13 protein-coding genes are annotated in these 13,920 nt (G+C 46.1%); 6 read left to right on the top strand and 7 right to left on the bottom strand.

Going from position 1 to position 13,920, the window contains the following annotated elements; all coding sequences use genetic code 11:
- The first annotated feature begins 54 nt into the window (after positions 1–54).
- Positions 55–1,887 (top strand): bifunctional diguanylate cyclase/phosphohydrolase, encoded by a 1,833-nt coding sequence (locus AB4Z30_RS12765; protein ID WP_441926829.1) that lies wholly within the window; start codon positions 55–57, stop codon positions 1,885–1,887.
- A 122-nt stretch (positions 1,888–2,009) separates the two neighbouring features.
- Here the strand turns inward: AB4Z30_RS12765 and AB4Z30_RS12760 are convergent, their stop codons facing one another.
- Complete coding sequence (locus AB4Z30_RS12760; RefSeq protein ID WP_441926827.1) at positions 2,010–2,198, bottom strand: hypothetical protein; 189 nt, start codon at positions 2,196–2,198, stop codon at positions 2,010–2,012.
- A 391-nt stretch (positions 2,199–2,589) separates the two neighbouring features.
- Between AB4Z30_RS12760 and AB4Z30_RS12755 the strand changes: the two genes are divergently transcribed.
- From AB4Z30_RS12755 to AB4Z30_RS12740, 4 genes are all read left to right on the top strand, one after another.
- On the top strand, positions 2,590–3,420 hold the full coding sequence (locus tag AB4Z30_RS12755; protein WP_441926824.1) for a sensor histidine kinase: 831 nt from the start codon (positions 2,590–2,592) through the stop codon (positions 3,418–3,420).
- A gap of 1 nt (position 3,421) precedes the next feature.
- Positions 3,422–4,078 carry a response regulator gene (locus AB4Z30_RS12750; RefSeq protein ID WP_441926822.1) on the top strand — a complete coding sequence of 219 codons (657 nt, stop codon included), beginning with the start codon at positions 3,422–3,424 and terminating at the stop codon, positions 4,076–4,078.
- 252 nt (positions 4,079–4,330) lie between these two features.
- Positions 4,331–6,049 carry a copper resistance protein CopC gene (locus AB4Z30_RS12745; RefSeq protein WP_441926820.1) on the top strand — a complete coding sequence of 573 codons (1,719 nt, stop codon included), beginning with the start codon at positions 4,331–4,333 and terminating at the stop codon, positions 6,047–6,049.
- A 72-nt stretch (positions 6,050–6,121) separates the two neighbouring features.
- Complete coding sequence (locus AB4Z30_RS12740) at positions 6,122–6,904, top strand: YcnI family copper-binding membrane protein (RefSeq protein ID WP_441926818.1); 783 nt, start codon at positions 6,122–6,124, stop codon at positions 6,902–6,904.
- A 390-nt stretch (positions 6,905–7,294) separates the two neighbouring features.
- On the opposite strand, the gene AB4Z30_RS12735 is transcribed toward AB4Z30_RS12740, so the two are convergent.
- The 6 genes from AB4Z30_RS12735 to AB4Z30_RS12710 all read right to left on the bottom strand — a co-directional run bounded on the left by AB4Z30_RS12735 (position 7,295) and on the right by AB4Z30_RS12710 (position 12,609).
- Complete coding sequence (locus AB4Z30_RS12735) at positions 7,295–7,567, bottom strand: hypothetical protein (protein ID WP_441926816.1); 273 nt, start codon at positions 7,565–7,567, stop codon at positions 7,295–7,297.
- Between the two features lie 73 nt (positions 7,568–7,640).
- A complete protein-coding gene (locus tag AB4Z30_RS12730; RefSeq protein WP_441926814.1) occupies positions 7,641–8,978 on the bottom strand; it encodes a lipase family protein in 1,338 nt (445 codons plus the stop codon).
- A gap of 17 nt (positions 8,979–8,995) precedes the next feature.
- Positions 8,996–9,277, bottom strand: coding sequence for a hypothetical protein (locus tag AB4Z30_RS12725; protein WP_441926812.1), 282 nt, complete (start codon positions 9,275–9,277; stop codon positions 8,996–8,998).
- A gap of 444 nt (positions 9,278–9,721) precedes the next feature.
- Complete coding sequence (locus tag AB4Z30_RS12720) at positions 9,722–10,978, bottom strand: DUF445 domain-containing protein (protein ID WP_441926810.1); 1,257 nt, start codon at positions 10,976–10,978, stop codon at positions 9,722–9,724.
- A gap of 297 nt (positions 10,979–11,275) precedes the next feature.
- On the bottom strand, positions 11,276–12,220 hold the full coding sequence (locus AB4Z30_RS12715) for an NAD-dependent epimerase/dehydratase family protein (protein ID WP_441926808.1): 945 nt from the start codon (positions 12,218–12,220) through the stop codon (positions 11,276–11,278).
- A 110-nt stretch (positions 12,221–12,330) separates the two neighbouring features.
- Positions 12,331–12,609: a 2TM domain-containing protein gene (locus AB4Z30_RS12710; protein ID WP_441927143.1), complete on the bottom strand. Its 279-nt coding sequence runs from the start codon at positions 12,607–12,609 to the stop codon at positions 12,331–12,333.
- 382 nt (positions 12,610–12,991) lie between these two features.
- On the opposite strand from AB4Z30_RS12710, the gene AB4Z30_RS12705 reads away from it, so the two are divergent.
- A complete protein-coding gene (locus AB4Z30_RS12705; protein ID WP_441926806.1) occupies positions 12,992–13,819 on the top strand; it encodes an aldo/keto reductase in 828 nt (275 codons plus the stop codon).
- The last annotated feature ends 101 nt before the right edge of the window (positions 13,820–13,920 follow it).

Below are 13,920 nucleotides of genomic sequence, written 5' to 3'. Positions count from 1 at the left end.
CGTTCGTTTATATTTAACATCACGAGATGACTAAACCCAAGCAGGAGATTTTCTATGAACTTTATACGTAACCTTATCCAAAAAGCAGATCGAAGCATGATGTATGTTATTTTGCTTAGCTGCACGGGGATTGGCGTTTTTATCTATATGAACAAGTGGTCTTATGTCCACTTGACTACAACCGACTGGGTCATGGTTTATACCATGCTGGGAGCCGCGCTTATCCTCGACTATTTTACATTCCAGATTCCCCCGAAGGGCAACCAGCAATCGATGGATTCCTCCGTGTATCTGGCCTGCATATTTATGTTTGGCGGGGCATTCAGCCTCTCGGTGTTGCTGCCAATTTCCATCATTTTATTAATCAAAGACCGCAAGCTGGCCTGGTGGAAACATGTCGTCAATTTCAGTATCTACAGTCTCATGATCACCGGGGCTGCTACTGTATTCGAATGGACGGGTGGTCAGGTGGGAGCTATCGATAGTTACAATTTGCTCCCTTACGTTGCAGCTCTGGCTGCTTATTTTATTATTAATACGATCACGCTAGGTTTGTTCTTTCATTTCTCAACTAAGGATGCATTACAGCAGATGAAACGGGCATTCGTAACCGAATCCCTTCTGGTGTATCTGTGCACATTAATTCTGGCGCTGGTGCTCACCATTCTGGTTGTACATAACGGCGTGCTTGGTCTATTTTTATATCTGAGTCTCAGCATTCTGTTGTCCCATGCGTTCAAGCAGCTGTTCATCATGTACCAGTCCATTGAAGAAAAGGCGAATTCGGATCAGCGCACAGGCCTGTTCAATCACAGTTATTTCGAGACCATGCTGGAGACGGAGCTGAACAAGGCACGTATGCAAGGAACTCCGCTCTGTCTGGGCTTGCTTGATATTGATGATTTCAAAAAGTATAACGATCAGTTTGGCCACCTTCAGGGTGACAGCCTGCTGGCGCTGCTTGGGGATTTTCTCATTCGCAAGACCGAAGGCACGCCGGTTACCGCTTTTCGATATGGTGGAGAAGAATTCACGTTGCTAATGCCAGGTATGGATCTCGATGAGTCCTACAGATTTATGAACAAGCTGCGCAAACAGCTGAATGATACCCCTTTTGAAGGCGTCGAGGTATTGCCCCATGGTTGTCTCTCCTTCTCTGCCGGTATTGCTGCATACCAAGTGGATATGTATAACAAGTCTCAACTGGTGGATCAAGCTGACAAAGCGCTCTACTATGCCAAAAAGCAAGGGAAAAATAACGTACATCGCCACGGCAGCAATGACGGCATGGAGCACGAAATTGATCTGGTTCAGGATGTCCGCGACATCGAACAGCAGTTAAACCTGTTCCAGTATAAGGATATGGATACGTTCAAACATTCCAAACGGGTCTATAAATACGCGCTCGATATCAGCGAAGTACTCAAACTGGACAATGCAGAAAAGAGGCGTTTCGTGCTTGGGGCGCTGATTCACGATATTGGCAAGCTGGAGATCCCCTGGTCTATATTGAATAAAAAAGAAAAGTTAACATGTGAGGAATGGGATACGATTAAAGGCCATGTGACCTGGGGCAAAAAAATGGTGATGACGAACGACCGCTTCGCCGATCTGATTCCGTATATTGAATTGCATCATGAGCGCTACGACGGGCATGGTTATCCCTACGGTCTAAAGGGTCATGAAATTCCGAAGCTGTGCCGGATGCTGACCGTGATCGACTCTTTTGATGCCATGACCACCGAGCGACCGTATCAGGAGACCAAAAATGTGGAGGAAGCCATACAGGAGTTGCGAGCGTGTTCAGGCACACAGTTCGACCCTGAACTTGCCGAGTTGTTCATCCGTTATATTGAGAAACGGATAGCCCAGCAATTATTGCAGTAATGCAATAGTTGCTTAAACGCAAAATTAAACGCCAAAGCGCTATCCCCATAGGAGATAGCGCCATTTTCATTTTCAACGTGATGTGAATTTTGACCTGATGCATCAGACACATCCAACATCATTCAGTTCTGTGAAGACTCTTCGTTGCTCATCGTATTCAGTTCATGCGAGGTCTGATGCAGCTCTTTAATCATCTGCTGCAAAAACATGTTGTCTTGGCGACTGATCCCGTGCTGATTGTCTTGAACAAGCATCTGGTGAATGTTCTTCTTGAGCAATTCACTGCGACGTTCCAATACTTCTTGACTCATGTTGTTGCGTCACTCCTTAACATGTTTTGTAATGATTTTGCGTTCTATATAAGTATAGAGGACCTTCCCTCATAGCGAAAACAGGCAGAGCCCTCCTGAGCAGAGTACATCAAGCCTCACCTAGCATGACAGTATTTCACCCCTCCGTGTTCTTAGATATCCTTCTAAATACTCCGTGATGCTCCCCACTTTCCTGTTAACAGCTTGCACTAGGGTCTTGGACATGGTTGCGTTATAATGATCCCATTAACCTCATTCCATTAATAATTTTAAGGAAGGATTTCACACGACAAACTCCGATGACAGAAGAACCTGGAGAGTAGCGGTTATCACCGGATTTTGTTGATTCCCTTTATTAAGACCATTTTTACTTAAAAGGAGTTATGTACATATGTCCTACAAACAGATTAAATGGATGATTCTACTGATCCCTACCCTAACCGTGGGGCTGTGGGAATATATTCGCCACCAGTTTCTGATGCCTTATCTATCGATGGATGCGGGAAACTGGCTGACACCTGTGATCGTTTATCTGGTCAGTGTGACGCTGCTTAGCCGTTTGTTCCGCATGCTGGAAGGAGCAAGGGCCGCACTGGAACAGGAGCGCGCATCCAAAACAGCGCTCGAAGCTCGCGATCAACTTGCACGGGAACTGCATGACGGTATTTCACAGTCCCTGTTCCTGCTTTCTGTAAAGACAGACAAAGCCGGGCGTAGCCTCGCCGGCACGAACCATGAGCAGGATATCCGCGAGATCCAAAAAACGGTGCATGAAGTGAATACATATGTAAGACAAGCCATTGCCCAGTTGCGTTATGTGCCTTCGCCCGCTGCAGATCCCAAGGCCATAGCTCTGCAAGCCCAAGTTGAATCCATCGTAAGTGACACCGTTCCTGAAGCAAACTTGGAATGGGATCTAACCGAGATTTCCTTCTCCGCCAAAGAGCAAGTGGAGCTACTGGCCTGTATTCGGGAAGCACTGCTCAATGTACGCAAGCATGCCCAGGCGACCAAGGTAGAAGTTCGTACAGAAAACAATGCCTCCCGGTGGTCTGTTCACATCTGTGATAATGGAATCGGAATTCCGGGAGACCCCATGATGCTCAAGGATCGTTACGGATTGCGAATCACGAAGGAACGGGCGGAGCAGATGGGATGGGAATTCCTCCTGAATTCCAAACCAGGCCATACGCAAATGACAATTAGAAAGGAGCAAATCTAATATGGAGCTGGTACGTGTATTGGTTGTGGATGACCACGCGCATGCGCGTGAGGCGATTTGCACCATTTTATCCGAGGATAGCCTATTTGAAGTCATTGGGACCGCAAAGAATGGGCAGGAAGCACTGGAGCTAACGGAGCAGTGGATGCCTGACCTGATTCTGATGGATGTGCAGATGCCTGATATGGATGGACTGGAAGCCACACGGCAGATCAAACTTCGTTTTCCGTATGTCATTATTGTGATGGTTACTGTATCAGATGATGTTACCTACCTTTTTGAAGCTCTGAAGCAAGGGGCTCAAGGTTATCTGCGCAAAAATCTGTCTCCTTCCACTTGGCTTGAATATCTACGAGCCATTGTCAGTGACGATGCACCACTCAGCAAAGAGCTGGCATACCGGATTTTACAGGAGTTTCCCGCCCCTCGCAGTGAAGATGTGCAGGAAAATCCGTTAACCGCGCRTGAACTGGAAATTCTGCAATGGGTATCCGCCGGATATACCAATCGCGAAATTGCCGAGCAACTGGGCATCTCGGATCAGACGGTTAAAAATCATCTGAAAAATATTTTGCAAAAACTGCAGCTGGATAACCGGGTGCAGCTTACCCGCTATGCGCTGGAGAGCGGACTTGCTGGCCGTAAGCCCCGTAAATAAGCTGTGTTCCGAAGAAAAAAGCAAATAAATATTTTATCAAAGTAATGGCACTTCTGATATGCGATATATAACAGCATGGTATTTATTAGTGCATCATTTCAAGCATTTGTCACAAATATACGGTAATCCATGATTTTTTATAGCCCAATGTAGTCATACGCCTCCATTTTGGACAAAGTTATAATGGTATAGATTATGTGTGAACGACGAATCATGGAAACTGTAAATCTATAACCCGAGGGTGATGATTTTTTGAATGCAAGAAGCTTAACCCTGCGATGGAGCAAACGCCACTGGGTGCTGCTCTCCAGCCTGCTGCTGGTGTTTTGCCTCGCGATGCCTCAATGGGCATCTGCCCATGCATATATTGTGAAGGCATCGCCGGAAGAAAATGAGCTGCTCGTGACCGCACCACAGCGGCTGACGTTGGAGTTTAACGAATCGCTGCAGACGGCCTTTTATGATATTAAAATTACTGGACCTGATGGCAATCAGGCCGATGATGGCAGTGTGCAGATTGATGCCAAGCGTCCGCATATTCTGGAAACCGGTCTAAAACCCGGCCTTGCAGACGGGACGTATGTCGTCAACTGGAAAGCCGTATCCGCCGATGGTCACCCCATTTCGGGAGCATACGTGTTCCATATCGGTGAGCCTACTGGAGCACCTGCCGGATTGAAGGATCTGGCCTCCGGTTCGGGCGCAACCGCCGGGCCCTTGAAATGGATCGTGTCATTCACGGATTGGGTTCAGTACCTCGGTCTGTCCGTCATTCTGGGAACGCTAGCCTTCCTGCTGCTACGAATTGCACCTGTTTCGCTACTACGGGAACCGATGGACGCACCGGGCAGCTACAAGCTGCTTTGGATCAGCTATGCTGCTGCCTCATTTGCCGCATTGATAAGCCTCCCGCTGAATACGCTCTATGAGTCTGGTGTAGCGCTAAACGAATTCAGTTGGGCCTTGATAGGCAGCGCGCTTAAACTGACCTCTTTCGGACAGATTTGGATGCTGCAGATGCTGATTGCCATGTTGCTTGCAGTCACACTTCTATCCGGCTACGACCTGGATCGATCCCTGCGCGTCCGCATCTGGTCGTCTTACGGATCATTGCTACTTGTGCTGGGCTGGCTGCTTACCCATGCCATGACAGGACACCCCGCTGCTGCAGAGCAGCGTGTGCTTGCGGTCACGATGGACTTTGTACATCTGGTTGCCGCCGCATTCTGGATCGGGGCTCTCACCGCTATGGCAGTGTGCCTGCCGCCGCTCACTGATCGATTGCCTGCAAAACTGCGAGGCGAGGTCTACTGGGCTGCGTTAAGGAGATTTACCGCTTGGGGTATCGCTGCTGTAGCTGTTCTGGTTGCCACGGGTATCTATAGCACTCTGGTCATCCTGCCCGATCCGCTGCTGAACTCCTTATTCACAACAGCATATGGCCTGGTTCTAATCGGTAAAATCCTGTTGCTTATTGTAATGATTGGTTTCGCGCTGATTCATGCCAAACGAGCAAGAGCCGCTACGGGTAATCGGTTGTCTCGCAGTTTAAAAGCTGAACTCGCTACAGGTGCCATCATTCTTGGGCTAGCGGCTGTACTGACACATCTGTCTCCAGGTCAACCAGCACCCGTCGGTCCTTATAAGGGCACACAGACGACAGATGACGGCTCCGTGATAACACTTCAGGTAAGTCCAAACGTAGTGGGCGAAAATCAATTCGAAGTCAGCATAAAACGAGCGGATGGCAGTATCGTCAAGGATCTCGAACAGGTGACGTTGTCTCTGATCCATCTGGATATGGATATGGGCATCTATGAAATCACCATTCCGAAGAACGATACGGGCATATATAAGGCAGAGGACTACATCTCGATGCCGGGCAAGTGGAACATTAAAGTCCATGCGCTGACAAGCTCACTTGATGCCTTGGATGCCGAGTTCAAGATTGAGGCAGCAAAGGCGAAGTAAACAACGAAACATTTTCATAAGAGTGAAGTGTATCTAAAAACGATTTGCATAAGAATGAGAGGGGTTATCATTTTGAAGAAGACATCATGGGTATCCAAATTCACATCCGCTATGGCAACAGGTGCAGCAGCATTCCTGCTGTTCTCCGGTTTGGCCAGCGCTCACGTTACGGTAAACCCGTCCGTCGCACAAACGAGTGCATGGCAGACATATACGATTAAAATACCGTCCGAGAAAGAGCTGCCAACAACTAAAATTACACTCAAAATTCCAGATGGTGTTGCATTTAAGCAATATCAGCCGCTTGCTGGATGGAAGATCACAACCGAGAAGAACGATTCCAACGAAGTGACTTCTATTACTTGGGAGATTGATGGAGATAACCAGGGAATTCTGGCTGGACAGTTCCAACAGTTCAACTTTGTCGCACAGAACCCAAAAACCGAAGCAGAAGTAGTTTGGGATGCCTTCCAATACTACAGCGATGGCAGCATTGTCGAATGGACAGGCCAACCGGGGGCAAACACGCCTCACAGCATCACAACCATCAGCGAAGATCCGGCAGCAGCTGGCAATGCTGCAGCAGGTGGAACAAGTGATGGGCATAACAGTGCAGGTACAGCAGGTACCGCCACAGATGACAAAGCTTCTGACACTGCAACGGATGGTAAAAAAGGAAATGATGACACCACTCTGGGTGATGCTCTCTCTGATACGGTAACAGGCCAACCCAACAACACGGATTCCGATGCAGGAACGTTGAAGCTACAACAGGCAACGTTAATCGTATCCATCTTGGCTCTGATCATGTCCTTCCTGGGCATTGCACTGGCCACTCGCCGTAAAAAACGCTAATCAGCAGTTTACCTGTCCGGGGTGGCCGGAGGTAAAATATTTTAGTAATATACGAAAAGGAGTTTGCAGCAAACGGGATATCCCCGTTCAGCTGTAAACTCCTTTTTTGGGGTTAACTCATACTCAAAATCCATTGCCCTGTGTGTGAATACTATCATTTTCAACTGGTTTACTGGATTTTTATGTAATTACCAGAACGATTACTATGACTTCTGTATTCGTTTGTTTAACTGCTACCGGGCTCGTAGGATTTTGGTATCTTCTCGTTTATTTAATTAAGAAAAACGTTCAGAAAAAAAACACTATAGAGTAAATTAAAGTACGCCCCTCAACATCGATTAACTCCGGAGTTGAGGGGCGTACTTTAATTCCTGTACTTTATAAATTATTTTAACGCTGCTCATCTGTTTGAATCATAAATTCAATATACTGGATCAGACTTTTCTTCTGCATTTCTATGGATTGGATCCGCTTGGCAAGGCCTGCAAAGAACTCTTCGATCTGCTGCCTCGTATGATCGGCAGATTGTCCTTTCCAATCGTTCAGACGGCTGTACAGCGCTCTAGCCTCCTGCTCATCCGCTTGCATGCGAACGAGTAGCTGTGACAGCTCTTTTTCCGCAATCCGCAGGTCATTCAATTCCACCAGCAATTGTCCGCTCATCCGTTGTTCCCTCCCCCTCAGTGCACGTTCTCACCTTGAATTCAACGCTATCTCTCCAGCCTGACTTCTAACATTAGTTAAAATTCACCGGACTCTCATCCGCCTGCCGGAAAGCCTCCGCCTTTTCTTCAATAAAGTTCAGGAACTGGCTCGTATGCTTCATATGCCATGTGCTCAGCTCCTGGATGGATGCATCCAAGTGAGTCACGATAGGCTCCAGTCTGCGGCTACGGCTTGAATGTAAATATTGAGCCATACGTGTCCGCACCTGATTCAGCTCGGCATTGCATTGCTGGGCATTTTGTTTCCAGCGGGAAGCTACACTTTTCAGCTCTTCCGGAGTAACCTGAATCAGACCAGATCCCAGCGCTGCGGCCGCGCCTCTGCCTACACCGCCTCTCAGCCCCATCGGGCCTACAGCTTTGCTCAGCGGTCCCAGATTCTCCATGAGCCTTGGCGAATAACGAACCCGCTCACCCGTAATTGGATCATACAATTCGTTGGAGATATAACCATTCTTGAAGTCATACTGATCAAGACTGTGATAGTTTTCTCCGCCAAATGTATTTTTTATTTTATCAATCAGACTTACACCATTATTCGCATCTGCGTAATTGGAATCGATATAATACGTAGAGCCTACGTGACGATCATATCCACCTAACGTTCCGCTAGCGACCAGATCTCCCGGATTGGCATAATTGATAACTTGGCCATCGAGTTCCCCCGCCTCAACTCGCCGACGCATTTCAGGAGTCAAGTTGCCCATAACTGAAGGTGCACTGAATGTAACCGCAGGAAGACCTGTATAAGCGGAAGCATACTGTGCATCGCCACCCCCGAGAGAGTGTCCTGTCAGAGAGAAATTCAGATCCCCATATTTTTCTTTCATATGGTTCGCATAATCTTCCGACTGATACATCTGGTTAGCCCAGCCCGTAGGCGAATAGGTCTTTTCAATATCCTTTACTCGATCGCCCGTCCAGTTTTGTACATCCCTTACCCGGTCGCCAGCCCAGTTCTCCACTTTGGAAATACCTGTGGAATCTTTGATATTCTGAACACCTCTGTCCAGCCAATCCGGTGTCAGGTTATCTACAAATTGTGTTGCGTCTTGTTGCCCTTTGCGGATCAACTCTCCGCCCCCAATGCGTGCATCCATCACAAAATCAGGCACCGAGCGGTCCAGTGAGGCACTGCCTTCGGTTCCCCGATAGGCAATGACCGCTTCTTTGGTCTCCGGATTATAGAACGTCACGGCATCGAATCCGGAAAATTTATTGCTCTCTGTACCCTCCAGCACTTGCCAGCCGGGGAGTTCCGTCAGGCGGTCTCCTGCCTTTTGATCCTGATAGGCTAACTCCGATAAGGTTTTGTACGTTTCATCATCAATGTTCCTGCCGTTACTCAATCACTGCACCTCCCCTTTTATTTGGCGTATGGATCATGTCCTTTAGCTTTAATGACTTCCTCGAGCTCGGGACTAATCACGAGATTTTTAGTGATTTTTTTCTTGTAATCGTACGATATGCCAAAGTTCTGATCATCATGATCCTTCACATGCCCTTTCAGTCCGATCTGCGACATCGCCATCTCTGGCAGCAGTTCCTTGCTCGTAGCGACCACATCTAGTTCAAACTTTTCTTTAAAATGTTGTACCACAACCTTCTCAGCCTCTTGGTACAACGCCTGTTTCTCACTCTCCGTCATCTTCTGACACCCTCCTAGCAATATAGTGAACACCATCATCAGTGCGAATAAACTCCTCATCCATTTTGTGCGCGGAATAGCAATTCCCCCTTTTGGCTCAAAGCTATGTAAGTAAAGAGCGCCCCCCTCACCTGTTACATGCATCATAGTACAAAATCAACATAAGGCACATCCGCTCACAGGAGCGTTTTCCTGAAACTTTTCTCCTAGTTGATTCATACCTATATTTGGGTGTATATTACCCGCTTCTAAGACTGTTGTACCAATCGAGACTTAACTTTTTCCAAATAAAAAACAAAAACTTTCTTCCCAACACCTTTTGGCGTCAAAAAGAAAGCCTGCTTTGTTTACTATGCTCCCTAAAGCTCGAATTTCCTAAAAAATAGCTGCTCTTACACTAGCGGCCCTTCTTGTCGGCCAGCCAGAAAGGCCCGGCCTTCCCTTCTATTCAAGTACCATCCGTAGCGCGGTAAGCAAGACCCCGATGATAAATCCGGTCACCGCGCCGTTGATCCGAATCCATTGCAGATCCTGACCCACTTTATCTTCAATCATTGAGATGAGTGAAGCATTATCCATTTTATCTACATTTTCGCGCACGAGATTTCCGATTTTAGAGTGGTTTTTCTCCAGCAATGTGGTGACACCTTCCACAATCTTGGCATTCATGCTAGTCATTAACGCATCATCGGCACGTAGATCCGCTAGAACTTTTTCAATAGCAGGCAGCGCATATGTGTCCACATATCGTCCATCCTCCATCGCAGCGAGCGCTTTATCCCGCATTTCTGTGAGTTTGTTCAATACGGTTTCCTCGGCATTCCAGCCATCCAGCAGATTATTCTTCCACCCGTTAAGGCCGTCCTGCACAGCTTCACTCACCGCAAGACGTATGGCCTGTGTACGAAGCATATCCAGAACTTTGTAACGCAGCGCACTGCCTTCCCGTTTCATATCCTCTACCCTGTCAAAAAGATATCCTTGAATAATGCCGCCCAGACGGTCTTCATTCAAATACCCCATGAATGCATTCATCGCGAACTGCATAAGTCCATTCATCTGGATACCACTAATGGCTTTCATGCCACTTTCACCCAGGAACAGAATCGTTTCCGGTTTGACCAACCATTCCTCTGCCTGTTTCAACGCATAATCCAAAGCCTGGGCATCATACCCTCGCTCCGTTACCTGCACAGCCGCCCGTTCGAGAATCGGTCCCAAGTCGAACGCCCCGGCCTGTGACTTGATCTCTTTGGCAACAATCGGAGCAATCTGCTCCAGCGGAAGCCCGGCCAAAATACGTTTGCACAACGTATCAATCATGGTTTTGATGCCGTCACTGTGCAGTTCCCGCCCCATTGTATCCAGCACAATCTCAGCTGCTTTGAAGCCAGCAATTTTCTCCGTAATGCTGTCCTTGTTGAGCAAATTATTCTCGACAGCAGAGACTAACCCTTCCGTCATTTTATCCCGGTTCTTCGGCAGTAATGCCGTATGAGGAATCGGAATGCCAAGCGGATGGCGGAACAACGCAGTTACCGCGAACCAGTCCGCAAGTCCACCCACGAGTCCCGCTTCAAACGAACCCACCAGCAGTTTACCCACCGGTACCCCTTGGAATGGTAATGATGCTGCGAAACCCGCTCCCATAATGACGAGAGACCACGCTGCTGCCGTTTTGGTTTTTTTAGGTTTTGCCATGATAATTTTTGCTCCTTTATCGTTAATCGCGCGGCTCGACTTGTCATACGAAATAACCACGCTTTATGGGTTGATTATGTAAATGCATACGAGTCGATCATTTGAATTAATTCTTCTAACGACTAACTTCCCTGGACCGTTATTAAGGATCACTACTTCCAAATATGTTTTGTACATTTTCTCGTATACTCCATCTTATCACCCACAAGAGTCAAAACCAAACCTTCACTTTTATCCCAAAATAAAATCGAAGAACCCCTCTAAGATACAGAAGGGTCATGCAATATACTGAACATATTATATTGTAGAGGTTCTTTGTTCAAACCATGCCAATGTCTCTAATATAGCATCGTCATGTGATGTCACATTTTTCTTAAATCTTCTTTCGTATTTTTCTGTATCTACAACGAAAGGAGCTTCGTATAGATACAACATTTCTTTAAGTTCCCTCATATCAGAATTGAAGAGGGACATCACGTTCACAAAAAATTTAGGTGCTACACGAAACTTCGGCTCCTGATTTTTCAATCTATAGATACGCGTGATTATTTCCCTGGTCGTCGTTGTCTCTGCACTCGGGATGTGCCATATCTGCCCATAAGACTCGTTGTCCTCTGCCAGCTCCACAAGCCCCTTTGCAAAGTCCTTAATGTAAATATAGGTATGAGGCAAATCTATATTTCCTAATACCTCTGATGGCTTACCATCAAGAACAGCTCCAAAGACACGTTCTCCCAGAGCAGAATCCAAAACTCCCGGACCGTAAAAGTCTGGTGCTCTACCGATCACAGATTTCACTTTTCCTTTGTTATGTGCATCCATCAGTGTCTCCGCCATGTTAGCACGAGTCACACCTTTACGTCCTGTAGCTTGATTGGGTAACCCCTCAGATATTTTTGATTGTGTGTGTCCATACATGTACAAGTTATCTGCATATACAACTCTCGCATTCACAGTTTGGGCTGCATGTATCACTCCATCCATAATTGGCGGAAACTTCTCAGGCCATTCCTTATATGGAGCCTTGGCACAATGATAGATAACAGAAGCCCCCAAACAAGCCTTGCCGAACTCTAGTTCATCAGTTGCATCTCCTCTAACTACTTCTACATTAGCCGGTGCCGGTGAATCGATCTTGCCACTCCGGTTAACCATTCGCACTTTTTTGTTCCTCAATAACAACTGCTCCATGACTGCCATTCCTAGTGGTCCTGTACCTACCACAACGTGTAATTCACTCATCTCCGTTATCAACGACTCCCTTTATCATAATTATGTATAATCTACAAACTATATAAATTAAACCGGACCCACTATAATTTCTTTTATTATGGAGCCCAATTTACCCATAATTACTTTTTATTCATGTACTTTTCTATTTTCTTCTTCTCCCATTCAGCACCAAATATAGATCCACCACCCCAAATGGTAAACCCATGTGCGATCACTCCAATTCCCCATCCTAACAACGTATATATAAACCATATGTTATCCGGGTAGAAAATCAGATTGTATACAATCAATCCTGAATTCACAAGAACGTATACCACCAGATGAATATAAAAATCCTTAAGTGCTTTAACCCGTTTTAACGCCTGCTCATAATCTTCATTGTTTTTTTCCAAAGTTATACCTACCTTCTCAGATTTTTGGAAACACCGCTTACAGGCAAAACAAACTTCACTGAAGGCCTGAGCCTACTTAGTCACAAAAATAGCAATAAGCCTTAACAAACCGATGTGATATTGTAAATATAGAGATTGCTATATAGGTTATATGTACTAAATTTACTATATCATAGTGTTTTGGAATCATAAACCATCTTATTGTAAATAGTTACTATTGTTTAAATAAATAGTCCATCACCACTAAATATGTTTTAAATCAAAATTATAAAAATTTAATTATCTGATTTTGCGTAAATTATATTTTAGAAAATTCGACCAATTACTAATATCATAGTACTCTATATTTAGGAAATTCATAGAAGAATCAGAGGAGGAATGACAGATCATGAAACACGTTCAAGACACAACTACGCTCTATAATGGAGTCAAAATGCCATGGCTTGGATTTGGCGTATTCAAAGTGAAAGACGGAGATGAGGTTGTAGATGCCGTCAAAACAGCGATAAAAGCTGGGTACCGCAGCATCGATACCGCGAAAGTATATAACAACGAATCCGGTGTCGCTCAAGGCATACGTGAATCTGGCATTGCTCGTGAAGATTTGTTTATTACAACCAAAGTATGGAACAGTGATCAGGGCTACGAAAGTACACTTGCAGCCTTCGAAGAGAGCATGAAACGTCTGGAACTTGAATATCTTGATCTCTATCTGATCCACTGGCCTGTCAAAGGCAAATATAAAGACACCTGGAGAGCATTGGAAAAGCTCCACAAAGAAGGACGCATCCGTGCCATCGGCGTGAGCAACTTCCAGATTCATCATCTGGAAGACCTCATGATAGATGCGACCGTAAAACCAGCAGTCAATCAGGTGGAGCTTCACCCCCTCCTGACCCAGACGAAGCTGCGTGAATATTGCAGTAAACACGAAATTCAGATTGAAGCTTGGTCTCCACTTGGTCAAGGAAACCTGATGGAGTATCCCTTACTTCAGGACATCGCTGCCAAATACGGCAAATCTCCGGCACAAGTCATTTTGCGCTGGGATCTGCAGAACGGCATCGTGACCATCCCGAAATCGGTAACCCCTGAACGTATTCATGCCAATACCGAGCTATATGATTTCGAGTTAACCGCTGAGGAAATCGAACAGATCAACGGCCTGAACGAGAATAAACGATTCGGTTCCGATCCGGACAATTTTAATTTCTAAGATTGTTACTACGTCCAGATCAGATTCAGCAACTTCGAGCAGTGCCTAGGACATCCCACCAGCATAATTAACAAAAAAGGGCGAAGCAGGATTAATCCCCC

The organism is Paenibacillus sp. 2TAF8, from assembly GCF_052114825.1.
Classification (GTDB): domain Bacteria; phylum Bacillota; class Bacilli; order Paenibacillales; family Paenibacillaceae; genus Paenibacillus.
This window is presented reverse-complemented; position numbering and strand designations above follow the sequence as displayed.

Bases quoted from the DNA above. Each gene is read 5' to 3' on its own strand.
- AB4Z30_RS12765 (WP_441926829.1), top strand. From the start codon at position 55: ATGAACTTTATACGTAACCTTATCCAAAAAGCAGATCGAAGCATGATG.
- AB4Z30_RS12705 (WP_441926806.1), top strand. From the start codon at position 12,992: ATGAAACACGTTCAAGACACAACTACGCTCTATAATGGAGTCAAAATG.
- AB4Z30_RS12720 (WP_441926810.1), bottom strand. From the start codon at position 10,978: ATGGCAAAACCTAAAAAAACCAAAACGGCAGCAGCGTGGTCTCTCGTC.
- AB4Z30_RS12755 (WP_441926824.1), top strand. From the start codon at position 2,590: ATGTCCTACAAACAGATTAAATGGATGATTCTACTGATCCCTACCCTA.
- AB4Z30_RS12760 (WP_441926827.1), bottom strand. From the start codon at position 2,198: ATGAGTCAAGAAGTATTGGAACGTCGCAGTGAATTGCTCAAGAAGAAC.
- AB4Z30_RS12725 (WP_441926812.1), bottom strand. From the start codon at position 9,277: ATGACGGAGAGTGAGAAACAGGCGTTGTACCAAGAGGCTGAGAAGGTT.
- AB4Z30_RS12735 (WP_441926816.1), bottom strand. From the start codon at position 7,567: ATGAGCGGACAATTGCTGGTGGAATTGAATGACCTGCGGATTGCGGAA.
- AB4Z30_RS12715 (WP_441926808.1), bottom strand. From the start codon at position 12,220: ATGAGTGAATTACACGTTGTGGTAGGTACAGGACCACTAGGAATGGCA.